Origin of the sequence: Tardiphaga sp. vice304 (assembly GCF_007018905.1) — a bacterium.
Lineage (GTDB): Bacteria > Pseudomonadota > Alphaproteobacteria > Rhizobiales > Xanthobacteraceae > Tardiphaga.
In genome coordinates, this window is record NZ_CP041402.1 from 4,876,026 (window position 1) to 4,899,893 (window position 23,868).

Annotated in this window: 20 protein-coding genes; 7 read left to right on the forward strand and 13 right to left on the reverse strand. The window is 64.0% G+C overall.

The window, feature by feature from the left end; genetic code table 11:
• The first annotated feature begins 10 nt into the window (after positions 1 to 10).
• Entirely contained in the window at positions 11 to 1,387 is a 1,377-nt protein-coding gene (locus FNL56_RS23335; protein WP_143578317.1) for a leucyl aminopeptidase family protein, read from the forward strand.
• Positions 1,380 to 2,222, forward strand: a complete 843-nt coding sequence (locus tag FNL56_RS23340; protein ID WP_143575225.1) for a C40 family peptidase — start codon at positions 1,380 to 1,382, stop codon at positions 2,220 to 2,222. The genes FNL56_RS23335 and FNL56_RS23340 overlap by 8 nt, the downstream gene beginning before the upstream one ends.
• On the opposite strand, the gene FNL56_RS23345 is transcribed toward FNL56_RS23340, so the two are convergent.
• The 9 genes from FNL56_RS23345 to FNL56_RS23385 all read right to left on the reverse strand — a co-directional run bounded on the left by FNL56_RS23345 (position 2,209) and on the right by FNL56_RS23385 (position 12,019).
• A complete protein-coding gene (locus FNL56_RS23345) occupies positions 2,209 to 2,856 on the reverse strand; it encodes an NUDIX domain-containing protein (protein WP_143578318.1) in 648 nt (215 codons plus the stop codon). The two genes, FNL56_RS23340 and FNL56_RS23345, sit on opposite strands and share 14 nt — an antisense overlap.
• On the reverse strand, positions 2,853 to 4,487 hold the full coding sequence (locus FNL56_RS23350; RefSeq protein ID WP_143575227.1) for an ABC transporter ATP-binding protein: 1,635 nt from the start codon (positions 4,485 to 4,487) through the stop codon (positions 2,853 to 2,855). Before FNL56_RS23350 ends, FNL56_RS23345 begins: the two co-directional genes overlap by 4 nt.
• A complete protein-coding gene (locus FNL56_RS23355) occupies positions 4,487 to 4,966 on the reverse strand; it encodes a type II toxin-antitoxin system VapC family toxin (protein WP_168203011.1) in 480 nt (159 codons plus the stop codon). The genes FNL56_RS23350 and FNL56_RS23355 overlap by 1 nt, the downstream gene beginning before the upstream one ends.
• Positions 4,959 to 5,186: a hypothetical protein gene (locus FNL56_RS23360; protein WP_143575229.1), complete on the reverse strand. Its 228-nt coding sequence runs from the start codon at positions 5,184 to 5,186 to the stop codon at positions 4,959 to 4,961. The genes FNL56_RS23355 and FNL56_RS23360 overlap by 8 nt, the downstream gene beginning before the upstream one ends.
• Positions 5,187 to 5,221: 35 nt before the next feature.
• A complete protein-coding gene (locus FNL56_RS23365) occupies positions 5,222 to 6,397 on the reverse strand; it encodes an ABC transporter permease (RefSeq protein ID WP_143575230.1) in 1,176 nt (391 codons plus the stop codon).
• A complete protein-coding gene (locus FNL56_RS23370) occupies positions 6,397 to 7,503 on the reverse strand; it encodes a microcin C ABC transporter permease YejB (protein ID WP_143575231.1) in 1,107 nt (368 codons plus the stop codon). The genes FNL56_RS23365 and FNL56_RS23370 overlap by 1 nt, the downstream gene beginning before the upstream one ends.
• A gap of 3 nt (positions 7,504 to 7,506) precedes the next feature.
• Positions 7,507 to 9,378 carry an extracellular solute-binding protein gene (locus FNL56_RS23375; protein ID WP_246660768.1) on the reverse strand — a complete coding sequence of 624 codons (1,872 nt, stop codon included), beginning with the start codon at positions 9,376 to 9,378 and terminating at the stop codon, positions 7,507 to 7,509.
• Positions 9,375 to 11,252 carry an extracellular solute-binding protein gene (locus FNL56_RS23380; RefSeq protein WP_143576335.1) on the reverse strand — a complete coding sequence of 626 codons (1,878 nt, stop codon included), beginning with the start codon at positions 11,250 to 11,252 and terminating at the stop codon, positions 9,375 to 9,377. The genes FNL56_RS23375 and FNL56_RS23380 overlap by 4 nt, the downstream gene beginning before the upstream one ends.
• 215 nt (positions 11,253 to 11,467) lie before the next feature.
• Positions 11,468 to 12,019 (reverse strand): c-type cytochrome, encoded by a 552-nt coding sequence (locus tag FNL56_RS23385; RefSeq protein ID WP_143575232.1) that lies wholly within the window; start codon positions 12,017 to 12,019, stop codon positions 11,468 to 11,470.
• Positions 12,020 to 12,220: 201 nt separating this feature from the next.
• Here FNL56_RS23385 and FNL56_RS23390 point away from each other — a divergent pair, with 201 nt between their 5' ends.
• Both FNL56_RS23390 and FNL56_RS23395 read left to right on the forward strand, forming a co-directional pair.
• Entirely contained in the window at positions 12,221 to 12,961 is a 741-nt protein-coding gene (locus FNL56_RS23390; protein WP_143575233.1) for a 3-deoxy-manno-octulosonate cytidylyltransferase, read from the forward strand.
• Positions 12,962 to 12,986: 25 nt separating this feature from the next.
• The gene (locus FNL56_RS23395; protein WP_143575234.1) at positions 12,987 to 13,835 is read left to right on the forward strand and encodes a prephenate dehydratase; all 849 of its coding nucleotides are present in this window, start codon (positions 12,987 to 12,989) and stop codon (positions 13,833 to 13,835) included.
• A gap of 44 nt (positions 13,836 to 13,879) precedes the next feature.
• Here FNL56_RS23395 and FNL56_RS23400 read toward each other — a convergent pair whose 3' ends face one another.
• Complete coding sequence (locus FNL56_RS23400) at positions 13,880 to 14,281, reverse strand: YciI family protein (RefSeq protein WP_143582405.1); 402 nt, start codon at positions 14,279 to 14,281, stop codon at positions 13,880 to 13,882.
• Between the two features lie 441 nt (positions 14,282 to 14,722).
• Between FNL56_RS23400 and metF the strand changes: the two genes are divergently transcribed.
• From metF to FNL56_RS23415, 3 genes are all read left to right on the forward strand, one after another.
• On the forward strand, positions 14,723 to 15,622 hold the full coding sequence (gene metF, locus FNL56_RS23405; RefSeq protein ID WP_143575236.1) for a methylenetetrahydrofolate reductase [NAD(P)H]: 900 nt from the start codon (positions 14,723 to 14,725) through the stop codon (positions 15,620 to 15,622).
• A 3-nt stretch (positions 15,623 to 15,625) separates the two neighbouring features.
• Entirely contained in the window at positions 15,626 to 19,516 is a 3,891-nt protein-coding gene (metH, locus tag FNL56_RS23410) for a methionine synthase (RefSeq protein ID WP_143575237.1), read from the forward strand.
• Between the two features lie 74 nt (positions 19,517 to 19,590).
• A complete protein-coding gene (locus FNL56_RS23415; RefSeq protein WP_143575238.1) occupies positions 19,591 to 19,971 on the forward strand; it encodes a hypothetical protein in 381 nt (126 codons plus the stop codon).
• Positions 19,972 to 20,065: 94 nt separating this feature from the next.
• On the opposite strand, the gene glpK is transcribed toward FNL56_RS23415, so the two are convergent.
• From glpK to pimD, 3 genes are all read right to left on the reverse strand, one after another.
• Positions 20,066 to 21,562 carry a glycerol kinase GlpK gene (gene glpK / locus FNL56_RS23420; RefSeq protein WP_143575239.1) on the reverse strand — a complete coding sequence of 499 codons (1,497 nt, stop codon included), beginning with the start codon at positions 21,560 to 21,562 and terminating at the stop codon, positions 20,066 to 20,068.
• A gap of 191 nt (positions 21,563 to 21,753) precedes the next feature.
• Positions 21,754 to 22,524 carry an SDR family NAD(P)-dependent oxidoreductase gene (locus FNL56_RS23425; protein WP_143575240.1) on the reverse strand — a complete coding sequence of 257 codons (771 nt, stop codon included), beginning with the start codon at positions 22,522 to 22,524 and terminating at the stop codon, positions 21,754 to 21,756.
• A gap of 149 nt (positions 22,525 to 22,673) precedes the next feature.
• Positions 22,674 to 23,819: a pimeloyl-CoA dehydrogenase small subunit gene (pimD, locus tag FNL56_RS23435; RefSeq protein WP_143575242.1), complete on the reverse strand. Its 1,146-nt coding sequence runs from the start codon at positions 23,817 to 23,819 to the stop codon at positions 22,674 to 22,676.
• Between the last annotated feature and the right edge of the window lie 49 nt (positions 23,820 to 23,868).

Sequence of the window (23,868 nt, forward strand, 5' to 3'; positions counted from 1 at the left end):
AGACCCCCTTATGCATTCCGTCTTCGAGGCCGCCTCCGGCGCGCCGTCCACGGCCATCAACTTCGTCACCAAGAGCAATTGGCTGGCGATCTCGGCCGCGCTGCCGGCGCCCGCGCAGGCGTTCGCTGCGGCCCACGGCTTCGCCGCCAAGCCCGGCGCCTGCCTGCCGCTGCCGGCCGCCGACGGCTCGATCGCGCAGGTGTTGTTCGGGCTGGAGGACGACGGCAAGCCGCGCGACCTGTTCCGGCCCGGTCAATTGCCCGGCCTGCTGCCGCCGGGGCTGTATCATTTCGCCAACGCCCCGCACGACCTGCGCCTGGCCGTGCTGGCCTTCGCGCTGGGCTGCTACCGTTTCAGCCGTTATCGCAGCAACGAGGCGCCGAAGGTCAGGCTGGTGCCGCCGGATGGCATCGACATGGCGGACATCGGCCGGGTCGCGGAAGCCGCCCGGCTTGCGCGCGACCTGATCAATACGCCGTCCAACGACATGGGACCGGCCGAGCTGGAAGACGCCGCCAGGACACTGGCGACGCGGTTCGGCGCCGCGTTCAATTGCATCGCCGGCGATGAACTGGCGAAGGGATTTCCGCTGATCCACGCGGTCGGCATGGCCTCGCCGCGCGCGCCGCGGCTGATCGATTTCTCCTGGGGCGATCCCACGCATCCAAAAATTACGCTGGTCGGCAAGGGCGTCTGCTTCGACACCGGCGGGCTCGATCTCAAGCCGTCCTCCGGCATGCTCATCATGAAGAAGGACATGGGCGGCGCGGCCAATGTGCTGGCACTGGCCCTGATGGTGATGGATGCCGGGCTAAAGGTGCGGCTGCGCGTGCTGATCCCGGCGGTGGAAAACGCGGTGGCCGGCACTGCCTTCCGGCCGCTCGACATCTTCAAGTCGCGCAAGGGACCGACGGTGGAGATCGGCAACACCGACGCCGAAGGCCGGCTCGTGCTCGCCGATGCGCTGGCCTATGCCGACGAGGACAAGCCCGAGCTGCTGATCGATCTGGGCACGCTGACGGGTGCTGCCCGCGTCGCGCTCGGGCCGGACCTGCCGCCCTACTACACCGACGACGAGGCGCTGGCACTCGATGTCGCGCGCTGTGCGACCGCGCAGAACGATCCGCTGTGGCGGCTGCCGCTGTGGGCGCCCTATGATGCCTGGCTGGATTCGAAAACCGCCGACATCAACAACGCGCCGTCCGGCGGTTTCGCCGGCTCGATCACCTGCGCGCTGTTCCTGCAGCGGTTCGTCGAACCGACGACGACCTGGCTGCATGTCGACATCTACGGCTGGACGCCATCGGCGAAGCCCGCCCGCCCGGAAGGCGGCGAATGCCAGGCCGCGCGCGCGATCTACGCTTTGCTAAGCCAACGCTATGCATGATCCACGCGTCACTCCGCTGCGGCCCGACCTCGCCGCCAAATATCTCGAGGGCAAGGTCGAGGCCGCGCGCTTCGTCGAGGGCGAGGAATTCGAGGTGATGGACGGCGTTGCGCCGGTGCGCCGCGAACCGTTCTCTGGCGCGGCGCTGGACACGCAGGCGCTGAAGGGCGAGCGCGTCACGGTCTATGATCGCACCAGCGAAGGCTGGGCGTGGGGGCAGTTGCACAGCGACGGCTATGTCGGCTGGCTGCCCGATCTTGCGCTGTATCGCCCAGGCCCGGCGGTGACGCACAAGGTAATTGCGCTGCGCAGCTTCGCGTTTCCCGGCCCGTCGATCAAGCTGCCACCGGTCGATACGCTGCCGATGGGCGGGCGCATCGTCGTGGTGAAGTTTCACGGGGCATTCGCGGTCACCAGCGAAGGCCATTGCATCCCGAAGTCGCATGTTGCCGAGATCGACGCGATGGAGACCGACTTCGTGGCGGTAGCCGAGCGCTTCGTCGGCACGCCCTATCTGTGGGGCGGCAAAAGCAGCCTTGGCATCGACTGTTCCGGCCTGGTGCAGGTGGCGCTGACGGCCGCCGGCACCGGTTGCCCGCGCGACAGCGACATGCAGGAGAGCGGGCTCGGTCGCACGCTGTCGGCGGTGGAGATGCAGAACTTGCAGCGCGGTGACCTGGTGTTCTGGAAAGGCCACGTCGCCATCGTGCGTGATGCCGCCACCATTGTGCATGCCAATGCGCATCACATGGCAACCGCGATCGAGAACACGAAGGATTCGATCGCACGCATTGCCGCGGCCGGCAGCACGGTGACCAGCATCAAGCGCCTATAGGCGTCGCCCGGTCGTGAAATTCCTGCAGCCGGTCACGGTGTAGCGCGAGCCATTGCAGCGCGCTGACCATCAGACCGTTGAACACCGCCCCCTCGTCGATCGCGGCGATAGCAGCATCGATCGAGACCACGAAGGGATGGGTATCCTCGGTCTCATCGGCCAGGCCGCCGCGGTTCAGCACCTTCGACGGGTCGACAAAGCCGAGGAAGAACGTGACGTACTCATCGGTAAACCCCGGCGTCGGCAACACGCTGTAGAGCTCGATCAGGCGGTCCGGCGTCACGCCGATCTCCTCGAAGCATTCACGCGACGCGGCAGCCATCGCACTCTCTTCGCCATCGACGCGGCCGGCGACGATCTCGACCATATTGCCCCGTCCCGTCGCCAGATGCGCGGGCAACCGGAACTGGCGGATCAGCACGATCTCGCCGCGGACGATGTCGATCGGCAGCACGGCCGCAACGCGGCCGGCGCGAATGACGTCACGCTTCTGCTTCAAGGCGTCCTCGCCGTCCCGCGGTAGGGCGATATCGAAGCGTTCATAGCGCATGTAGCCGCGACCGATCGAGGTCGGCTCCGACAGCGTCACCTCGGCGACCTGATCTGCGATCGCGTCAACGCCGGGATTTTTCATGCGGCGGCCGGGCCCGGCGTGGCTTCGATCCGGAACGCAGCGGCAAACAGCGCGCGGGTGTAGTCGGTCTTCGGGTTCTTGAACAACTCCGAAGCCGGCCCCTCCTCCACCACCTTGCCCTGCCGCATCACGATCAGATGGCTGGCGAGCGAGGCAACGACGCGCAGATCATGCGAGATGAACAGATAGGTGAGGTCTCGCTTGCGCTGCAGTTCGCGCAACAGATCGACCATCTGCGCCTGGAACAGCATGTCGAGCGCGCTGGTCGGCTCGTCGAGCACGACGAAGCTCGGCTCCAGTACCGCCGCTCGCGCAATCGAGATGCGCTGGCGCTGGCCGCCGGAGAATTCATGCGGATAGCGAAATCGCGTCTTCGGATCGAGCCCGACGTCGACCAGCGCCTTGACGACGCGCGCCTCGCGCTCGTCGTCGGACAATTGCGGCTGGTGCACGCTGAGGCCTTCGGCGACGATGTCGCCGACCGACATCCGCGGACTGAGTGCACCGAACGGATCCTGAAACACGATCTGCATGTCACGGCGGATCGGCCGCATCGCCTTGAACTGCAAGCCCTGGATGTCACGGCCGAGAAACACGATCGGGCCGTCCGACGAGATCAGCCGCAGCAGCGCCAGGCCGAGCGTGGTCTTGCCGGAGCCGGATTCGCCGACCACGCCGAGCGTCTCGCCGCGGCGGACCGCGAGCGTCACGCCGTCGACCGCCTTGATGTGGCCGACCGTCTTGCGCAGCAGCCCGCGCTTGATCGGAAACCAGACTTTCAGATCATCGGTCGCCATCACCACCGGCTGGTCCGGCCGCGGCGGCGCCGGGTCCGGCTTCGGCTCGGCGGCGAGCAGCGCGCGCGTATAGGCATGCTGCGGCGTGGTGAAGACCTGCTCGACCGGGCCCTGCTCGACGATCTTGCCATTGTTCATGACGCAGACCACGTCGGCGATGCGGCGGACGATGCCGAGATCATGGGTGATGAACAACAGGCTCATGCCGAGCCGCGCGCGGATATCGGCCAGCAATGTGAGGATCTGCGCCTGCACGGTGACGTCGAGCGCGGTGGTCGGCTCGTCGGCGATCAGCAGATCTGGCTCGTTGGCCAGCGCCATCGCGATCATCACGCGCTGGCGCTGACCGCCGGACAATTGATGCGGATAGGAGGCGAGCCGGGTTTCCGGTTCGGGAATGCCGACCTGGGTCAGCAATTCGAGCGTGCGCTCGCGCGCTTTGGTGCCGCGCATGCCGCTGTGCAGTTGCAGGATCTCGCCGATCTGCGCACCGATAGTATGCAGCGGATTGAGCGAGGTCATCGGCTCCTGGAAGATGATCGAGATGTCGTTGCCGCGAATGCCGCGAATCTCGTTCTCCGACATGCCCAGCAGTTCGTGGCCCTTGAAGCGGATCTGGCCGGAGGGATGCGACGCGGTCGGATAGGGCAGCAGCCGCAGGATCGACAGCGCGCTGACCGATTTTCCCGAGCCCGACTCGCCAACCAAAGCCACGCACTCGCCACGCTTGATCGAGAACGAGACATGATCGACCGCAACGGACGTGCCGCTGCCATGGTGGAACGCGACCGAGAGATCGCGGACGTCGAGCAATGGCTGGTTGATGGCGTCCATTAAGAAAGTTCCTGAACCAATTTAAGCAGACCGTCGTCTTCTCGCCCCACCCTGTCTATTCCGACAGGAAGCTTCAGACCGCGATCAAACGAAACAAATGTGTCGCACCCGGCCTTGACGGCCGTCACTACGTGAATCGCATCAGGAAGCTTGGGCATAGACTGCTTCGTATCGAAATTTGGCCGCAACAGGAATTTTCTGTACTCCGCAGTCTCAATCAGAATATCCCGCGTCACAGGCACTAGATCGAAGAGGCCACTATGCAGAATCAAAGTGAAATAGCTCCGACGCTGGGCCGAGTTAGCCTTCGGCAGAATCTCGGCCAATGTGAACTCACTGGTGCAAGCTGACGTACCTTGCTTTCTTAAAGCGCCAAAAAGCGAGTGAAGCACGGTTGCGACGTCATCGACGCTCTCTATCGCATAGATGAAAGCGTTCGAATCGAAATAAATCCGTCGCCTGCGCTGTTGATCAGTCATCCCATCGATCTCGATCCCGACGCAAGTCATCATCGATTTCCTGAGCTGTCCGGAATGGCGGAGCTCGCAGCGCCCAGATATCTTCTAAACTCAGCACCTTTTTTTGCGGATTTTCTTCCTCGACGATCGTCACGGTAACTGTGGATGAAATATCGACATTGCCCCGCAAGTCGTCAGGGAGTTTCGAAGCTGGATAATGCTCGCGAACTATTCTGTTCATGGTCCACCTCGTTAGCCCCGAAACCTACCATAGCCTCACCGAAACGTCTTGCGGGGATCGAACGCATCCCGCACGCCTTCGCCGATGAAGATCAGCAGCGACAGCATGATCGCCACCGCGAAGAAGCCGGTGAAGCCGAGCCAGGGCGCCTGCACGTTGGCCTTGCCCTGCGAGAGCAACTCGCCGAGCGACGGCGAACCGGGCGGCAGGCCGAAGCCGAGGAAGTCGAGCGCGGTCAGCGTCATCACCGAGGACGAGACGATGAATGGCAGGAAGGTCATGGTCGCGACCATGGCGTTGGGCAACAGATGCCGGATCATGATTTTCGCGTTGGAGACGCCGAGCGCCCGCGCGGCCATGATGTACTCGAAGTTGCGGCCGCGCAGGAATTCGGCGCGCACAAGGCCGACCAGCGAGACCCAGGAGAACAGCAGCAGAATCCCGAGCAGCACGAAGAAGCCGGGCACCAGCACCGAGGAAAGGATCAGCAGCAGATAAAGCGACGGGATCGCGCTCCACACCTCGATGAAGCGCTGGAATCCGAGATCGACCCAGCCGCCGAAATAGCCCTGAACGCCGCCGGCGGCGATGCCGATCGCCGAGGAGATGATGGTCAGCGCCAGGCCGAACAACACCGAGATGCGGAAGCCGTAGATCAGCCGCGCCACCACGTCGCGGCCCTGGTCGTCGGTACCGAGCCAGTTGTATTCGAGATCGCGGCAGCTCTTGAGCCCCTTCTTCTCGACCACCGGCTTGCACTGTGCCTCGGTCAGCATCCAGGTCGGCTTCGACGGCGCCGGCGTCGGCAAATCGAGATTATGGGTATCGTAGGAATAGCGGATCAACGGCCAGAGGATGGTGCCGTTCTTCTCCGCGATCAGCTTCTGCAGAAACGGATCGCGATAGTCGGCGGCGGTTTCGAAGTCGCCGCCGAAGGTGGTTTCGGAATAGCTGACGAAGGCCGGGAAATATGATTTGCCGTCGAACCGGATGAAATACGGCCGGTCGTTGGCGATGACTTCGGCGAACAGCGAGACGAAGAACAGGATCGCAAACAGCCACAGCGACCAGTAGCCGCGGCGGTTGGCCTTGAAGTTCTGCCAGCGCCGCTGGTTCAGCGGCGAGATGCCGAGCGGCCGGCGCGACGGCGGCACGGCTTCGCCGAGCGGGGTCTGCGTGGTGGTTTCGACGGCGGGTGCGGTGATGGTCATCAGACTTCCCGCGCCTCAAAGTCGATCCGCGGATCGATCCACATATAGGCCAGGTCGGACAACAGGTTCACGACGAGGCCGACCAGCGAGAAGATGAACAGCGTGCCGAACACCACCGGATAGTCGCGGTTCAGCACACTCTCGAAGCCGAGCAGGCCCAGTCCATCGAGCGAGAAGATGGTCTCGATCAGCAGCGAGCCGGAGAAGAAGGCGTGGATGAAAGCGCCGGGAAAGCCGGCAATCACGATCAGCATCGCGTTTCGAAAAATGTGATTGTAGAGCACTTGGCGCTCGTTGCAGCCCTTGGCGCGCGCGGTCATGACATATTGCTTGCGGATCTCGTCGAGGAACGAGTTCTTGGTCAGCAGCGTCATGGTGGCGAAGGCGCCGAGCACCATCGAGATCAGCGGCAGCGTCATGTGCCAGAAATAGTCGATGATCTTCCAGTACCACGGGAACTGGTCCCAGCCGTCCGACGTCAGCCCGCGCAATGGAAAGATGCTCCAGAATGAGCCGCCGGAGAACAGGATGATCAAGAGGATCGCAAATAGAAAGCCGGGGATTGCGAAGCCGACGATGATCACGGCCGAGGTCCAGGTGTCGAAGCGCGACCCGTCCTTCACCGCCTTGCGGATCCCGAGCGGAATCGAGATCAGATAGGTCAAGAGCATCATCCAGATGCCCAAGGACATCGAGACCGGCAGTTTTTCCTTGATTAGTTGCAGCACAGAGGTGTCGCGAAAATAGCTCTTGCCGAAATCGAAGCGGGCGAAATTCCACAGCATCAGCGCGAAGCGTTCGTAAGCGGGCTTGTCAAAGCCGAACTGCTTCTCCAGGCTTTTCACGAAATCCGGGTCGAGCCCCTGCGCGCCGCGGTACTTCGAATTCACCGCATCGCCGGCCGCGCCAGCCTGGCCGCGATTGCCGAAATCGCCACCCGAGGAGCCGGAGACGCGCGACGCGCCGGTGTCGGCGCCCGAGAGTTGCGCGATGACGCGCTCGACGGGACCGCCCGGGGCAAACTGCACCACGACGAAGGACACGAACAGGATGCCCAACAGCGTGGGAAACATCAGCAGGACGCGGCGGGCGATATAGGCGGTCATGGTCTATCTGGCCTGTTCGCTCGCGGGCTTCGAGGCCCACCACAGATCGGGGGCGCCGACGCCGATATATTTCGGCAGGTTGGCAGGATGACCGAATACGTCCCAATAGGCCAGCCGGTGCGCGCCGGAATACCATTGCGGCACCCAGTAGCGCCCGGCGCGAACCACGCGGTCGAGCGCGCGCGCCGCGAAGACCAGCTTCGCCCGCGTATCGGCGGCGATCACCTCGTTCATCAGCGCATCGACGACCGGGTCGGAAATCCCGGCAAGATTGTTGGAGCCCCTGGTGGTAGCCGACTGCATCGAGAAGAACGAACGCAGGGAATCGCCGGGCACCGTGGAGAAGCTGAAGCGCTCGATCATGAGGTCGAAGTCGAAATCGTCACGTCGGGCGCGGGCCTGTACGGGATCGACGACCCGCAATGTCGCCTCAATGCCGAGAGTGCCTAAATTCTTGATGTAGGGCATGTGGTGCGGCTGGAAGGTCGGCTCGTCGAGCAGGAACTCGACCTTGAACGGCTCGCCCTGCGCGGTCAGGCGCTTGCCGTCCTTGATGACGCAGCCGGAATCGTTGAGCAACTGGATCGCACGGCGCAGCAGCGTGCGGTCCTGGCCGGAGCCGTCGGAGGTCGGCGGCACATAGGGCGTGGCGAACACTTCGGCCGGCACCTGACCTCGAAAAGGCTCGAGCAAAGCGAGTTCTTCCGGCGACGGCGGGCCGGAGGCCATCATGTCGGAATTCTGGAATGGCGAGACCGTGCGCTGATAGGCGCCGTACATGATCGACTTGTTGGTCCACTCGAAGTCGAAGGCATTGCCCAGCGCCTCGCGCACGCGCGGGTCCTTGAATTTTTCGCGTCGCGTATTCAGAAACCAGCCCTGCGCCCCGGACGGCGTGTCGTCCGGCAGCGTCTCGCGCTTGACGCGGCCGTCGAGCACGGCCGGGAAATCGTAGCGTGTGTTCCAGGTCCGCGACGTGAATTCCTCGCGAAACAGGTAGTTGCGGCCGGTGAAGCCTTCGAAGGCGACGTCACGGTCGCGATAGAAATCGAAGCGCACCGTATCGAAATTATAGAAGCCGCGGCTGACCGGCAGGTCGGCGCCCCACCAGTCCTTGACGCGGTCGAGTTCGATGTAGCGCCCGACCTCGAAGCGACCGACCTTGTAGGGGCCGTTGCCGAGCGGAATGTCGAGCGAGGATTCATCGAACGGGCGCGCCGCATAATAGGCTTGCGAGAAGATCGGCAGGCCGGCGACCAGCAGCGGCACGTCGCGGCCGCGCTTTTCCGCAAAGGTGACGACCAGCGTGGCATCGTCGGTCGCTTCGGCCCGGGCCATGTCGCGCAACTGCTGGCTGATCAGCGGATGGCCCTTGCTTTTCAGCGTGGTCAGCGAGTACGCCGCGTCGCGCGCGGTGAGTTGGCTGCCGTCGTGGAAACGCGCCTCCGGGCGCAGCTTGAATGTGTAGGTTAGGCCATCGCCGGAAATCTGCACGGACTTCGCCACCAGCCCGTACATCGCATCGGGCTCGTCCGCGGCGCGGAGCATCAGCGGCGAGAAAGTCATGCCCATGCCCTGCGCGCCGTCGCCCTTGAGAATATAGGCGTTGAGCGAATTAAAGGTCGAGAACGACTGGTTGAAGGCGCGGGTCGACGGCACCGTCGAGAACACCCCACCCTTCGGCGCCTTGACATTTACATAGTCGAAGTTCGGAAAATCGGCCGGGTATTTCAGATCGCCGAACGCCGAGATGCCGTGCATCGGCGTCTCGTCTTGCGCTTGCGCCGGCGAGAAATGTGTGGCGGCGACGGCGCCGAGCCCCAGACCAAGCACATGGCGGCGGTTCAGACCACGCTGTCGAGAGATGTCGCTCAAGACCGCTTGCTCTTGGCGGCGCGCTCGGCGTCGTACCACCAGATAGCCGGAAAGCCGGACTGGCCGTATTTCGGCGGCTCGGCGGGACGGCCGAACCGATCCCAGCGCGCGGTACGGACCTTGTTGTAGGTGAACTGCGGCACGACGTAGTGATTCCACAACAGCACGCGATCCAGCGCCTTGGTGGCCGCAATCAGATCGGCGCGGTCCTTGGTGAAGATCACGCGGTCGATCAATTTGTCGATCGCCGGGTTCTTGATGCCGACGACGTTGCGCGATCCCGCCATGTCGGCGGCCTGCGAGCCCCAGAATTCGCGCTGCTCGTTGCCCGGCGAAAGCGACTCCGGCCAGATCGAGCCGACGATGTCGAAATCCCAGCTGCGCAGCCGGTTTTCATATTGCGTGGAGTCGATGGTGCGAACCGAGACGCCGATACCGAGCCGTTCCAGCGACGGCTTGAAGAACAGCATGATGCGCTCGGAGTTGGGATCCTCGCCGAGCAGTTCGAGTTCGAACGGCACGCCGGTCTTGGCATTGACCAGCTTGCGCTCGCGCACCTCAAAGCCGGCTTCCTTGAAGAGCTTCAACGCCTCACGCAAATTCTCGCGCACCGCCTCGGGACTGCCACCGACGGGATTGCTGTAGGGCTTGGTGAACACTTCCGCCGGCACCTCGGCGCGCACGATCTCCAGTATCTCCAGTTCGCGGCCTTCCGGCAGGCCGGACGACGCCAACTCGGTACCCTCGAAATAGCTGCCGATGCGCTTGTACTGGTTGAAGAAGATCTGCTTGTTCATCTCCTCGAAATCGAACGCATAGTTCAGCGCGCGGCGGACGCGCGGGTCCTTGAACTTGTCGCGGCGCAGGTTCATGGCAAAGCCCTGCATGACGCCGGACGAGCGGTTGAGGAATTCCTCGAGCACGACGCGCTTGTCGGTGACCGCCGGGAAGTCGTAGGCCGTCGCCCAGTTCTTGGCGCTGTTCTCGGTGCGCCAGTCGACCTGGTCGCCCTTGAAGGCTTCTAGCGCCACGGTGCCGTCGCGGAAATATTCGTAGCGCAGCTCATCGAAATTGTGGCGGCCGACATTCACGTTGAGGTCGCGCGCCCAGTAATCCTTGACGCGTTCGACCACGATCGAGCGGCCGGCGACGAATTCCTTGATCTTGTAGGCCGCGCTGCCGAGCGGCGGCTCCTGTGTGGTCGCGGAAATGTCGCGCTTGGCACCGGAGGCATTGGTGCCCTCCCACCAGTGCTTCGGCAGCACCAGGAGCTGGCCGACGATCTGCGGCAATTCGCGATTGCCCGGCCCGTCGAAGGTGAATTTGACGTCGCGCTCGCCCTGCTTCTCGGCCTTCACCACATGGCGGTAATAGGCCGAATATTGCGGGTGATGCTTCTTGAAGGAATCCAGTGAAAAGATCACGTCTTCCGGCGTCACCGGCTTTCCGTCGTGCCATTTCGCCTGCGCGCGCAGGCGGTAAGTGGCCGAGGAAAAATCTGCGGGATGGCTGACGGATTCGGCGAGCAGGCCGTATTCGGTGGACACCTCGTCGAGCGACGGCGTCGTCAGCGATTCGTAGATCAGGCCGACGGCGGCGGCGATGTTGCCCTTCACGCCGGACACGACGATGTTGAAATTGTCGAAGGTGCCGAGCGCGATCTGGCGCGCCACGCCGCCCTTGGGGGCTTCCGGATTGACGTAATCGAAGCGCGGAAAGCCGGCCGGATATTTGATCTCGCCGAACAGCGATAAAGCGTGGCGCCATTCCGCCTCGGGGACCGCGGCTTGCGCAAGCGCAGGCGCCGCACCGAGCATGGGGACGAGGGCGGCAAAGGCGCTGGTCTGCAGCAGACGTCGTCGGGAGAAGGCCATGGGCAAGATGCTGAATTCCTGTGAACCGAAGCGTCGAGTAGAGCGGACATATAAGGCGAGGATTCGACCGATTATGCCGGGTTTCCCTGAGGATACCATCCCCGCATCCTAGCCCATTGCGGCCAAACGTCCCGCTTAAGCTTTCGTAAGGCAAAACGAAAACGGCCAGGCTGAGCCTGGCCGTTCGTTCCAATGGATGCTTTTTGCGGGCTTGTTTACTTCGCGGCCGTCGGCAGCGGCACCGGGGTGTCGGCCAGCGAAGCCAGATAGGCGATCACGTCGGCGCGCTCGCTGTCCTTGGCGATGCCGGCGAAGCCCATCGCTGTGCCCGGAATATAGGCCTTCGGACTGGTGAGGAACTTGTTGAGCGCATCGAAGGTCCACTCGCCGCCCTTGCCCTTCATGGCAGCCGAGAAGTTGAAGCCGCCCTTGGCGGTGCCGATCTTCTCGTTGACGGTGCCGAACAGATTCGGACCGACGCGGTTCGGGGCGCCCTTTTCGAAGGTGTGGCAGGCGGCGCACTTCTTGGCCGCGCCCATGCCCTTTTCGACCGAGGCGGTCTGCAGCAGCTTCTCGATCGGTTCGGAGGGCCCCGCGGCGGCCGCCTTGGCGCCGCCGGCCGCCTCTTCCTTTACCGCGATGTCGTAACCGGGCTTTTCTATTTTCTTGGGGGAAAAAATCGCGTCTGCCGTGATGCTGGTCGCCATCAGCAGCAGGCAGGTGCCCAGAATGGCACCGATGATCTTGTTGAGTTCAAAGGAGTCCATCGTCAGTCAGGCTCCGCGCCGTAAGGCGGTGGTGGGCCGTTGATCGGCCGCGTTGTCTCGGAATCGCGCGTTCGCGGCTGCTAAGGCAGCGAAATTGAGATAACGGTTTGCCCCCGCTCTGGCAACCCGTATAAACGCCGCAATCCGCCACCCCATCCCGCATATCCTGACGCGTTTCCGCTGGGTTCAGACTGCATCGCCATGACCGAGACCCGAACCCTGATTCTGATTCCGGCGCGCATGGCGGCGACCCGCCTGCCCGGCAAGCCGCTGCTCGACATCGCCGGCCTGCCGATGATCGTGCACGTATTGCGCCGGGCGGAATCAGCCGGGATCGGCCGCGTGGCAGTGGCCACCGATACGCCGGAGATCGCGGATGCCGTCCGTGCCTGTGGCGGCGAGGCGGTAATGACGTCTGCCGAGCACCCGTCCGGCTCCGACCGCATTTTCGAGGCGCTTGGCCTGCTCGATCCGGACGGCAGGATCGATACCGTGATCAATTTGCAGGGCGATTTCCCGACCATCCTGCCGGACAATATCCGCGCCGTTCTGGGGCCGCTGGCCGACCCGGCCGTGGATATCGCCACATTGGCCGCGGAAATCCATACGGAGGAAGAAAGCACCAACCCCAACGTGGTGAAGGTGATCGGCTCTGCGCTCGGCCCGCAACGGCTGCGGGCGCTGTATTTTACGCGTGCCACGGCCCCCTGGGGCGACGGGCCGCGCTACCATCACATCGGCCTCTACGCCTACCGGCGCGCGGCGCTGCAACGCTTCGTGGCACTGCCGCCCTCGCCTCTCGAATGGCGGGAGAAGCTCGAGCAGTTGCGCGCGCTGGAGGCCGGCATGCGCATTGACGTCTCCATCGTGGATACCGTACCGCGCGGCGTCGATACGCAAGCCGACCTGGAAACCGCGCGGCGTGTCCTGACCAACACGTGAGCGATCGATCACAGACGAGAACACCATGAAAATAGCATTCCAGGGCGAACCCGGCGCAAACTCCCACATCGCCATCGTCGAAGCCTTTCCGGACGCCGAGCCGCTGCCCTGCGCCACCTTCGAGGACGCGCTGGCGGCGATCTCGTCGGGCGAGGCCGAACTCGGCATGATCCCGATCGAGAACTCGATCGCCGGCCGGGTTGCCGACATCCATCATTTGCTGCCGGCATCCGGCCTGTTCATCGTCGGCGAGTGGTTTCTGCCGATCCACCACCAGATGATGGCCCCGCGCGGCACCAAGCTCGACGACATCAAGACCATCGAGAGCCACGTCCACGCGCTCGGCCAGTGCCGCCGCATCATCCGCAAACTCGGCCTGAAAGCGATCGTCGCCGCCGATACCGCGGGCTCGGCCCGGGCCGTGGCCGAGCGCGGCGACAAATCCTGCGCCTCGCTGGCGTCGAAGCTCGCCGCCGACATCTATGGCCTCGATATCCTGGCCGAAAATGTCGAGGATGAGGACCACAACACCACGCGCTTCGTGATTCTGGCCAGGGACGCCAAATGGGCGGCGCAGGGCTCCGGGCCGCTGGTGACGTCGTTCGTGTTCCGGGTCCGCAACTTGCCGGCCGCGCTCTACAAGGCGATGGGCGGCTTCGCCACCAACGGCGTCAACATGACCAAGCTGGAAAGCTACATGGTCGACGGCAATTTCTTCGCCACCCAGTTCTATGCCGACGTCGACGGCCACCCCGACGACCGCAATCTGGCTTTCGCGCTGGAAGAGTTGCAGTTCTTCAGCCGCGAATTCCGCATCGTCGGCGTCTACCCGGCACACCCCTTCCGCGCCAATTACGGCGAAGCGCCGGAGTAGTCGCGCCGGCCTCTCCGTCAGAGGCCGTGCGCTCGTCAGGAAGCTTACCCCGCGGCGTGATCCGCCAGCGCGTGGGTCGCATCCAGCGCCGCGCCGGGCAGGAACAGGATGATCGGGCGGATCTCGTAAACCGCGGTCGGATTGACGCGGCGCAGGTCGCGCGCGGCGGCGATCGCGTCTTCACGCGACGTGCATTCGGCGACGTAGAAGCCCAGCAACTGCTCCTTGGTCTCGGCGAACGGGCCGTCGATCACTATCCCGGCCCCGGGGCCACGCAGGGTGAAGGCGTCCTTGGTTGCGCCCAATCGCGCGGCGGGGCCAAGGCGGCCCTCGGCCGTCAGCCGGTCGTGCACCCCATGCAGGCCGCCCATCACCGCGGCATCTTCTTCCGGCGTCCAGGACGCGACGACGTCTTCCACATGATAGGCCAGTATCGCGTAAAGCATCGGTTTCACCTTTCGTCGGGATCGAGCACCAAGGACGTCGCGGCGGCGTCGGTCCCGACATTAGCGGTATCCGGGTGAATGCTCGACACGGCCGCCTCGGCTAACTCGCGGGCCGACCAGAAGCAGATGCGCCGTCTACCCCGTGGGCCGAACCCTCTTACCTACATCTCGACTTCAATTCCGCCCACGATCTTAGGCAGGCAAAATACCGAGATAAACAGCTTGAACCGTTGAAATTAACTGCCCACTCAAGGCGATTTCCTTCTATTTATCCGCCCTCGCTTTCATAAAATGGGCCACTTCCCACGCCTTTCTGCCGGAAAATGGGCTATGTAGTCCCGACTTTCCGCCTATATCGTTGCAGCGCACGGGTGTCCCGGACACCGCTCGCTCGCAGGACAACCGGTCACCGCCCGCGCGGGCCGCGTGGAGTTAGCCGACATGAGCGATATCGCAGCGCCCGAACCGACCAGGCTTCCCAACATTTCCTTCGAGTTCTTCCCGCCGAAGACCGAGGAAATGGAACGCAGTCTGTGGGAGACCATCACGCGACTGGCGCCGCTGTCGCCGAAATTCGTGTCGGTGACCTATGGCGCGGGTGGCTCGACTCGCGAGCGCACCCATTCCACCATCACCCGGATTCTCAATGAGACCGCTTTGGTCCCGGCCGCGCATCTGACCTGCGTCAACGCCTCGAAGGGCGATATTGACGACGTGGTCGCGCAGTATCACGACGTCGGCGTCCGCCACATCGTGGCGCTGCGCGGCGATCCGACCACCGGGATCGGCACGCCCTATCTGGCGCATCCCGACGGCTACCAGACCTCGGCGGACCTGGTGGCCTCGATCAAGCGGCGCTATCCGGACATCGACGTCACCGTCTCCGCCTATCCGGAAAAGCACCCGGAGAGCCCGGACTTCGACGCCGATATCGACGTGCTGAAGGCCAAGGTCGATGCCGGGGCGACGCGCGCCATCACCCAGGTGTTCTTCGACAACGATCTGTACTTCCGCTACCTCGACCGCGTCCGCGCTCGCGGCATCGATATCCCGATCCTGCCCGGCATCATGCCGATGCATAATTTCAAGCAGGCGCGATCCTTCGTCACCCGTGCCGGCACCAGCGTGCCGGCCTGGCTCGATGAGAAGTTCGACGGCCTCGACAACGACGCCGAGACCCGAAAGCTGGTCGCCGCCACCGTGGCCGCAGGCCAGGTGCAGAAGCTCGCCAAGCAGGGCGTCAGCGACTTCCATTTCTACACCATGAACCGCGCCGATCTCGTTTTCGCCATCAGCCATTTGCTCGGCTTCCGGCCGAACGGCGCGCAGAAAGCAGCCTGATCCATGACCGTTCCCGTTTCCGCCAAACGTACCGAACTGCTGAAAGCTGCTGCCGAACGCATCCTCGTGCTGGACGGTGCCATGGGCACCATGATCCAGGGCCTGCAGTTCGACGAGGCCGCCTTTCGCGGCGAGCGTTACAAGGATTTTCACCGCGACCTGCGCGGCAACAACGATCTGCTGATCCTGACCCAGCCGCAGGCGATCGAGGACATTCACGCCGAATATCTGCGCGCCGGCGCCGACATCGTCGCCACCAACACCTTCTCCTCGACCTCGATCGCGCAGGCCGACTACGACCTCGCCGACATCGCCTATGAGATGAGCTTTGAAGGCGCCCGACTGGCGAAGAACGCTGCCATCAAGGTCTCCGCCGAAGACGGCAAACCGCGCTTCGTCGCCGGTGCCATTGGTCCGACCAACCGCACCGCCTCGATCTCGCCCGACGTGTCCTCGCCGGGCTACCGCGCCGTCACTTTCGACGACCTGCGCATCGCCTATAGCGAGCAGATCAACGGCCTGCTGGACGGCGGCGCCGATCTGCTATTGCTCGAAACGATCTTCGATACGCTGAACGCCAAGGCCGGGCTCTACGCCATCGCGGAAATCTGCGAGGCGCGCGGCATCGACGTGCCGGTGATGATCTCCGGCACCATCACCGACAAGTCTGGCCGCCTGCTGTCCGGCCAGTTACCGGAAGCGTTCTGGAATTCCGTGCGCCATGCCAAGCCGGCGACCATCGGCTTCAACTGCGCGCTCGGCGCCGAGGATCTGCGCGCGCATATCGCGGATATCGGCCGCGTCGCCGATACGCTGGTCTGCGCCTATCCGAATGCCGGCCTGCCCAATGAATTCGGCGCCTATGACGAGAGCCCGGAATTCATGGCCGGGCTGATCGGCGAATTCGCCAAATCCGGCCTCGTCAACATCGTCGGCGGCTGCTGCGGCACCACGCCGGACCATATCGCCGCGATCGCCAAGGCCGTGGCACCCCACAAGCCGCGCATCGTACCCGAGATCGAGCCGCGCTTGCGTCTGTCCGGCCTCGAAGCCTTCGAGCTGACGCCGGAAATTCCGTTCGTCAATGTCGGCGAGCGCACCAACGTCACTGGCTCGGCGAAATTCCGCAAGCTGGTGACCGCCGGCGACTACACCGCGGCACTGCAGGTCGCCCGCGACCAGGTCGAGAACGGAGCGCAGATCATCGACGTCAACATGGACGAGGGCTTGCTCGATTCAGAGCAGGCGATGATCACCTTCCTCAACCTCGTCGCCGCCGAGCCGGATATCGCCCGCGTCCCGGTGATGGTCGACTCCTCCAAATTCAACGTGATCGAAGCCGGCCTGAAATGCGTTCAGGGCAAGCCGGTGGTGAACTCGATCTCGATGAAGGAAGGCGTCGACAAGTTCATCCACGAGGCCAAGATCGCGCGTCGCCACGGCGCCGCGGTGGTCGTGATGGCGTTCGACGAGGTCGGCCAGGCCGATACGTTTGCGCGCAAGACCGAGATCTGCAAACGCGCATACGACATCCTGGTCAACGACCTCGACTTCCCGCCGGAAGACATCATCTTCGATCCAAACATCTTTGCGATCGCGACCGGCCTTGAAGAGCACAATAATTACGGCGTCGACTTCATCGAGGCGACGCGCTGGATCCGCCAGAACCTGCCGCACGCGCATATTTCCGGCGGCGTCTCCAACCTTTCATTCTCGTTCCGCGGTAACGAGCCGGTGCGCGAGGCGATGCATTCGGTGTTCCTGTATCATGCCATCAAGGCCGGCATGGACATGGGCATCGTCAATGCCGGGCAGATGATCGTCTATGACGACATCGATCCCGAACTGCGCCAGACCTGCGAGGACGTGATCCTCAACCGTGACCCCGGCGCCTCCGAGCGACTGCTCGAGCTTGCGGAAAAATTCCGCGGCCAGGGCAAGGAAGTGAAGGAAAAGGATCTCGCCTGGCGCGAGTGGCCGGTCGAGCGGCGGCTCAGCCATGCTTTGGTGCACGGCATCACCGAATATATCGACGAGGACACCGAGGCCGCGCGCCTCACCGTGGCGCGTCCGCTGCACGTCATTGAGGGTCCCTTGATGGACGGCATGAATATCGTCGGCGACCTGTTCGGCGACGGCAAGATGTTCCTGCCGCAGGTGGTGAAATCCGCCCGCGTGATGAAGCAGGCGGTGGCTTGGCTGATGCCGTTCATGGAACAGGAGAAGGCGGATAATCTCAAAGCCGGCATCAAGGGCGACGGCCGCAAGAACGCCGGCAAGATCGTGCTCGCCACCGTCAAGGGCGACGTCCATGACATCGGCAAGAACATCGTCGGCATCGTGCTGCAATGTAACAATTTCGAGGTGATCGATCTCGGCGTTATGGTGCCGGCGTCGAAGATCATCGAGACTGCCAAGGCCGAGAACGCCGACATCATCGGCCTGTCCGGCCTGATCACGCCGTCGCTCGACGAGATGAGCTTTCTCGCCAGCGAGATGGAGCGCCAGGGGCTGAAGGTGCCGCTGCTGATCGGCGGCGCCACCACCAGCCGCGTGCATACCGCGGTGAAAATCGAGCCGAACTACAAGGGCCCGGTGGTCCACGTCAACGACGCCAGCCGCGCCGTCGGCGTCGCCTCGTCGCTGATGTCGGAAGACAGGCGCGACGCCTATGCCGCGGAAATCCGCGCCGATTACGCCAAGATCTCCGCGGCGCATTTCCGCGCCCAGGCCGACAAGAAGCGTCTGAAGCTGACGGATGCACGCGCCAACGGCATGGTGATCGACTTCACCAAGGCGCCGCCGCAGAAGCCGACCTTCCTCGGCATCAAGTCGTTCAGCGATTACCCGCTGGCCGAGCTCGCCGAATACATCGACTGGACGCCGTTTTTCCAGACCTGGGAACTGGCCGGACGCTTCCCGGCGATCCTGAAAGACGACAAGGTCGGCGATGTCGCGACCTCGCTCTATGCCGACGCCCAAAAGATGCTGAAGCTGATCGTCGACGAAAAATGGTTCAAGGCGCAGGCGACGATCGGCTTCTGGCCGGCCAACGCGGTCGGCGACGACATCGTGCTGTACACCGACGAAACCCGCACCGCGCCGGTCGCCACGCTGCACACGCTGCGCCAACAGCTGGTGAAGCGCGACGGCCGCTTCAACGCCGCTTTGTCCGACTTCATCGCGCCGGTGGCCTCCGGCGTGCCGGACTATATCGGCGCTTTTGTCGTCACCGCGGGGATCGGCGAGGACATCATCGCCAACCGCTTCAAGAACGCCAACGACGACTATTCGGCGATCCTGTGCCAGGCGCTGGCCGATCGTCTCGCCGAAGCCTTTGCCGAGTGCATGCATATGCGCGTGCGCCGGGAGTTTTGGGGCTACGCGCCGGACGAGGACCTGCCGGTCGACGAGCTGATCCTGGAAAAATATCAGGGCATCCGCCCGGCCCCCGGCTATCCCGCGCAACCCGACCATACCGAGAAGGCCACCCTGTTCCGCCTGCTCGACGCCGAGAAGACCGCCGGCGTGACGCTGACCGAAAGCTACGCGATGTGGCCGGGCTCGTCGGTGTCCGGCATGTATTACAGCCATCCGGAGAGCTATTATTTCGGCGTCGGCAAGATCGAGCGCGACCAGGTCGATGATTACGCCACCCGCAAGGGCTGGAGCGTCTCCGAAGCGGAACGCTGGCTGGCGCCGGTGCTGAACTACATTCCGACGCAGGAGCAGTCGGCGCAGGACCGCCGCGTCAAGGAAGCCATGACCGCCACGCCGGTCCACGCCCCCGAACCGGCCAACGACGTCATCGCCAAAGAGATGGCCACGCATCCGCCGGGCTGCAATTGCGCGGTACATCTGCAGTTCCGTGGCCGGGCGATCGGCGCGAAGTAATCCACAACGGCGGATTGCGCTTTGTGCCATCCGGGCTAGGCTTGCATCTTGCGGGTGAGCGGTCCGGAGGTGGCATGAGGCGTTTTCTGGTTTTCCTGTTGCTGGGGCCGCTGATCGGTTTCGCGGTCTTTGCGGTGCGCGACGTGCTCGGCGGCAAGATCTATGGCGGCGCCATCGGGCTGCTGGTCGGGCTGCCGTTCGCCTATGTGTTCGGCCTGCCGATCGTGCTGGTGATGTGGTTCGAGGACTGGCTGCTCGAGCGCAAAATGGGACTGTGGCCGAAGCTGCTGACCTCTGCAGTGACGGGCTACGTCGCCGTCATCGCGCTTCTGGTCGTCGCCACCAGCCGCCCGCTGTCGCTGCGCGAGATCCTCACCTTCGGGATCGTCGGCGCCATCCCGGCTGTCGTGTGTTCGTGGCTGGCGCGTGGAAAATCACCAACGGCTCAGTCGTAGCCCGGATGAAGTTAGCGACCGCGGCTCGCGGGCGGTGACGCAATCCAGGAGCCGTCGTACGTATAGATGAGCCGGCCCCGGATTGTCATCCGGGCTACGCCTGGCTCGCCAGCAATCCTTTCACCGCGCGCGTCCAGCCCGCCAGTTTTCGCGTGCGAGTGGCTTCGCTCATGTTCGGGCGGAAACGATGCTCAAGCCGCCAGTTGTCGGCGAATTTCTGCGGCTCCGGATAGAGGCCGACATGCAGCCCGGCGAGATAGGCCGCGCCCAGCGCCGTGGTCTCGCTAATAGTCGGGCGATCGACCGGCGCGTCCAGCAAGTCGGCGAGGCGCTGCATCGTCCAGTCCGACGCGCTCATGCCGCCATCGACGCGCAGCACGATATTGGCGGCGTCGGCCTCCGGCCAGTCGGCGCGCATCGCGGCCAGCAGGTCGATGGTCTGGTAGCACACGCTCTCCAGCGCGGCATGCGCCAGCTCGGCGGGGCCGGTGTTACGCGTCAGGCCAAACAGCGCGCCGCGCACGTCAGGGTTCCAGTACGGCGCACCGAGGCCAACAAAGGCCGGCACCAGATAGACCGACTGCGCATGGTCGGACTGCTCGGCGAGCGGACCGGTCTCGGCGGCGTTCCTGATGATGCCAAGCCCGTCGCGAAGCCATTGCACCGCGGAGCCGGCGACGAAGATCGACCCCTCCAGCGCGTAGGTCCGCACGCCCTTGAGCTGATAGGCAACCGTGGTGAGCAGCTTGTGCTGGGACGCCACCGCGGTGGTGCCGGTGTTGAGCAGCGCGAAGCAGCCGGTGCCGTAGGTCGATTTGATCATGCCGGGCGCAAAGCAGGCCTGGCCGATGGTCGCCGCCTGCTGGTCGCCGGCGATGCCGGCAACGGTGATGGCGCCGCCGAACAATTCGGGATCGGTGCTGCCGAAATCGGCGGAAGAATCCTTCACCTCCGGCAGCATCGCCGCGGGAACCCGCAGCAGGCGCAACAGATCTTCGTCCCACTGCCCGGTATGGATGTTGAACAGCAGCGTGCGCGAGGCATTAGTGGCGTCGGTGGCATGCACCCGGCCCGCGGTGAGGCGCCACAGCAGATAGCTGTCGACGGTGCCGAACAAGAGCTCGCCGCGTTCGGCGCGAACGCGCGCGCCGGGCACGTGATCGAGGATCCAGGCGACCTTGGTGCCGGAAAAGTACGGATCGATGATCAATCCTGTCTTCCCGGTGATCGCGGGCTCGTGGCCATCGGCCTTGAGTTGCGCGCACATCTCCGCCGTGCGGCGGTCCTGCCAGACGATGGCGCGGTGCACCGCTTGGCCGGTCGAGCGGTCCCATACCACCGTGGTCTCGCGCTGGTTGGTGATACCGATCGCAGCAATGTCGCGGGCGGTGATGCCGGCTTTGGCGATCGCTTCGCGGCAGGTCTGCAGCATCGACGACCAGATGTCGTCCGGCTCGTGCTCGACCCAGCCGGACGCCGGAAAATGCTGCGGAAACTCCTGCTGCGCGACGGCGGCGATCGAGAGGTCCTCGCGAAAGACCATCGCGCGGGACGAGGTGGTGCCTTGATCGATGGCGAGGATGAAGGGCATGGGGGTCTCCTCTCTGACAACTCGCGCATCTTCCTTCTCCCCTTGTGGGAGAAGGTGGCACGGCCGCAGGCCGTGACGGATGAGGGGGCTTTGGCGACAGAGCGCGCGGCCCCCTCACCCGTCTTCGCTTCGCGAAGCCACCCTCTCCCACCTAGCGAAGCGAAGCTTCGCACGGGGAGAGGGAAGAAAGATTATGCCCCGGCCGTCGTGACGCCGCCGTCGATGACGATGGTCTGGCCGGTCATGAAGGTCGAGGAATCCGAGCCGAGATAGGCCACCGCGCCGGCAATCTCGTGCGGCTCGCCGATCCGGCGCAACGGCGTGGTGGCGGTGCGGCGCTTGAGACTTTCGGGGTCTTCCCACAACGCCTTCGCGAAATCGGTCTTCACAAGGCCCGGCGCGATGCAATTGACGCGGACGCCCTTCGGGCCCCATTCGCCGGCGAGGCTGCGGCACAGCGAGAAATCCGCGGCTTTGGAGATGCCATAACCGCCGATCACCGTGGAGCCGCGCAACCCGCCGATCGATGAGATGATGATGACGGAGCCGCGGCCGCGCTCGGCCATCGCCGGGATCGCCTCCTTGCACAGCCAGATGTTGCTCTTGACGTTGGAGCCCATGATTTTGTCGAAAGCTTCGTCAGTGATGTCGAGCAGCGGGCCGTAATAGGGATTGACCGCAGCATTGCAGACCAGGATGTCGATCGGGCCGTAATGCTTCACGGTCCCCGCGATCAGCGCCGCAACCTCGTCCTTGCGGGAAATGTTGCAGGGGATGACGTGCGCGTCGCCGCCATCCTTGCGGATACCTTCGGCGACTTCCTCGCAGGCGTCCTGCTTACGGCTGGACACCACCACTTTGGCGCCGAGCTTGGCCAGCAACTCGGCCGACGCGCGGCCGATGCCGCGGCTCGAGCCGGTGATGACGGCGACCTTGCCGGTGAGATCGAACGGGTTGTTCATGGAGAGCTCCCTGTTGTTGTTTTTGTTTGCACTTCGCTCTCCCCGTCATTGCGATGAGCCGTTGCGACGAAGCAATCCAGACTGCGCGTGTGGCTCTCTGGATTGCCGCGTCGCTTCGCTCCTCGCAATGACGGGGAGAGGCCGGTGTTCTAGCCGTTCAAGCCGCCCGCGTCTGTCACGCAACGCAGATGATAGTCGGTATCGCCAAAGGTGCTTTCGATCATGGTCAGCCGCTTGAAGTAGTGGCCGATCTTGTACTCCATGGTCATGCCGACGCCGCCATGCAGCTGGATCGCCTGCTCGCCGACGAATTTCAGCGACTTGCCGATCTGCACTTTTGCCGCCGAGACCGCCTTGGCGCGTTCCGCGGCGTCCTCGAAGTCGCTGGCCATGGTGGCGAACATCGCCATCGAGCGCGCCTGCTCGACCGCGACGAACATGTCGGCGGCACGATGCTGCAGCACCTGGAACGTGCCGATCGCGACGCCGAACTGGGTACGGGTCTTGAGATATTCGACGGTGGTCTTCAGCGACTCGTCCATCTCGCCGACCGCCTCGGCGCACAATGCGATGCGGGCGTCATCCACCACGGTCTCGATCAGCGGCAGCGCGTTCGCGGGATCTCCGATCGCCGCGTCTGCGCCGACCTGCACCGCAGTAAAGGTGATGTCGGCGGCATGCAGGCCGTCCTGCGTCGGATAGCCCTTGATGCTGACGCCGGGGGCATTCGCCGGCACCAGGAACAGGCCTATGCCGCTGCGGTCACGCTGGCCGCCATTGGTGCGCGCCGAGACGATCAGCGTGTCGGCGTTCTCGCCGTTCAGCACGACGAACTTCTCGCCGTCGATCAACCAGCCGTCGCCGTTCTTCTTCGCGGAGGTGGAGACGTCGCCGAGATCGTAGCGCGAGTTCTTCTCGAGCTGCGCAAAAGCCAGCGTCTTCGAGCCGTCGATGATCGCGGGGATGTAGGCTTCCTTCTGCGCGGCAGATCCGCCGCGACGCAAAAAGCCGCCGCCGATGATTACCGTGGGCAGATAGGGCTCGACGACCAATGCGCGGCCGAGCGATTCCATCACGATCATGGTCTCGACGGCGCCGGCGCCGAAGCCTCCCTCTTCTTCCGTGAACGGCAGGCCGAGCAGGCCCTGCTCGGCGAGCTTGCCCCAGACGTTCTTGCTCCAGCCGCCCTTCTCGCCGCGATACTTCTTGCGGTGATCGAAGTCGTACGAGGTCTTCAGGAGACCGTCGACGCTATCCTTGAGAAGCCGCTGCTCCTCCGACAAATCAAAATCCATGTTTCCGTTTCCTGTTTCGCGCGATCCGGTCGCTGCGTCGATTTTTTGC

Bases quoted from the DNA above. Each gene is read 5' to 3' on its own strand.
- metH (WP_143575237.1), top strand. From the start codon at position 15,626: ATGACCGTTCCCGTTTCCGCCAAACGTACCGAACTGCTGAAAGCTGCT.
- FNL56_RS23385 (WP_143575232.1), bottom strand. From the start codon at position 12,019: ATGGACTCCTTTGAACTCAACAAGATCATCGGTGCCATTCTGGGCACC.
- FNL56_RS23380 (WP_143576335.1), bottom strand. From the start codon at position 11,252: ATGGCCTTCTCCCGACGACGTCTGCTGCAGACCAGCGCCTTTGCCGCC.
- FNL56_RS23365 (WP_143575230.1), bottom strand. From the start codon at position 6,397: ATGACCATCACCGCACCCGCCGTCGAAACCACCACGCAGACCCCGCTC.
- FNL56_RS23415 (WP_143575238.1), top strand. From the start codon at position 19,591: ATGAGGCGTTTTCTGGTTTTCCTGTTGCTGGGGCCGCTGATCGGTTTC.
- FNL56_RS23345 (WP_143578318.1), bottom strand. From the start codon at position 2,856: ATGAAAAATCCCGGCGTTGACGCGATCGCAGATCAGGTCGCCGAGGTG.
- FNL56_RS23350 (WP_143575227.1), bottom strand. From the start codon at position 4,487: ATGGACGCCATCAACCAGCCATTGCTCGACGTCCGCGATCTCTCGGTC.
- metF (WP_143575236.1), top strand. From the start codon at position 14,723: ATGAGCGATATCGCAGCGCCCGAACCGACCAGGCTTCCCAACATTTCC.
- FNL56_RS23390 (WP_143575233.1), top strand. From the start codon at position 12,221: ATGACCGAGACCCGAACCCTGATTCTGATTCCGGCGCGCATGGCGGCG.
- FNL56_RS23340 (WP_143575225.1), top strand. From the start codon at position 1,380: ATGCATGATCCACGCGTCACTCCGCTGCGGCCCGACCTCGCCGCCAAA.
- FNL56_RS23355 (WP_168203011.1), bottom strand. From the start codon at position 4,966: ATGACTGATCAACAGCGCAGGCGACGGATTTATTTCGATTCGAACGCT.
- FNL56_RS23395 (WP_143575234.1), top strand. From the start codon at position 12,987: ATGAAAATAGCATTCCAGGGCGAACCCGGCGCAAACTCCCACATCGCC.
- FNL56_RS23370 (WP_143575231.1), bottom strand. From the start codon at position 7,503: ATGACCGCCTATATCGCCCGCCGCGTCCTGCTGATGTTTCCCACGCTG.
- FNL56_RS23360 (WP_143575229.1), bottom strand. From the start codon at position 5,186: ATGAACAGAATAGTTCGCGAGCATTATCCAGCTTCGAAACTCCCTGAC.
- pimD (WP_143575242.1), bottom strand. From the start codon at position 23,819: ATGGATTTTGATTTGTCGGAGGAGCAGCGGCTTCTCAAGGATAGCGTC.
- FNL56_RS23335 (WP_143578317.1), top strand. From the start codon at position 11: ATGCATTCCGTCTTCGAGGCCGCCTCCGGCGCGCCGTCCACGGCCATC.
- FNL56_RS23400 (WP_143582405.1), bottom strand. From the start codon at position 14,281: ATGCTTTACGCGATACTGGCCTATCATGTGGAAGACGTCGTCGCGTCC.
- FNL56_RS23425 (WP_143575240.1), bottom strand. From the start codon at position 22,524: ATGAACAACCCGTTCGATCTCACCGGCAAGGTCGCCGTCATCACCGGC.
- glpK (WP_143575239.1), bottom strand. From the start codon at position 21,562: ATGCCCTTCATCCTCGCCATCGATCAAGGCACCACCTCGTCCCGCGCG.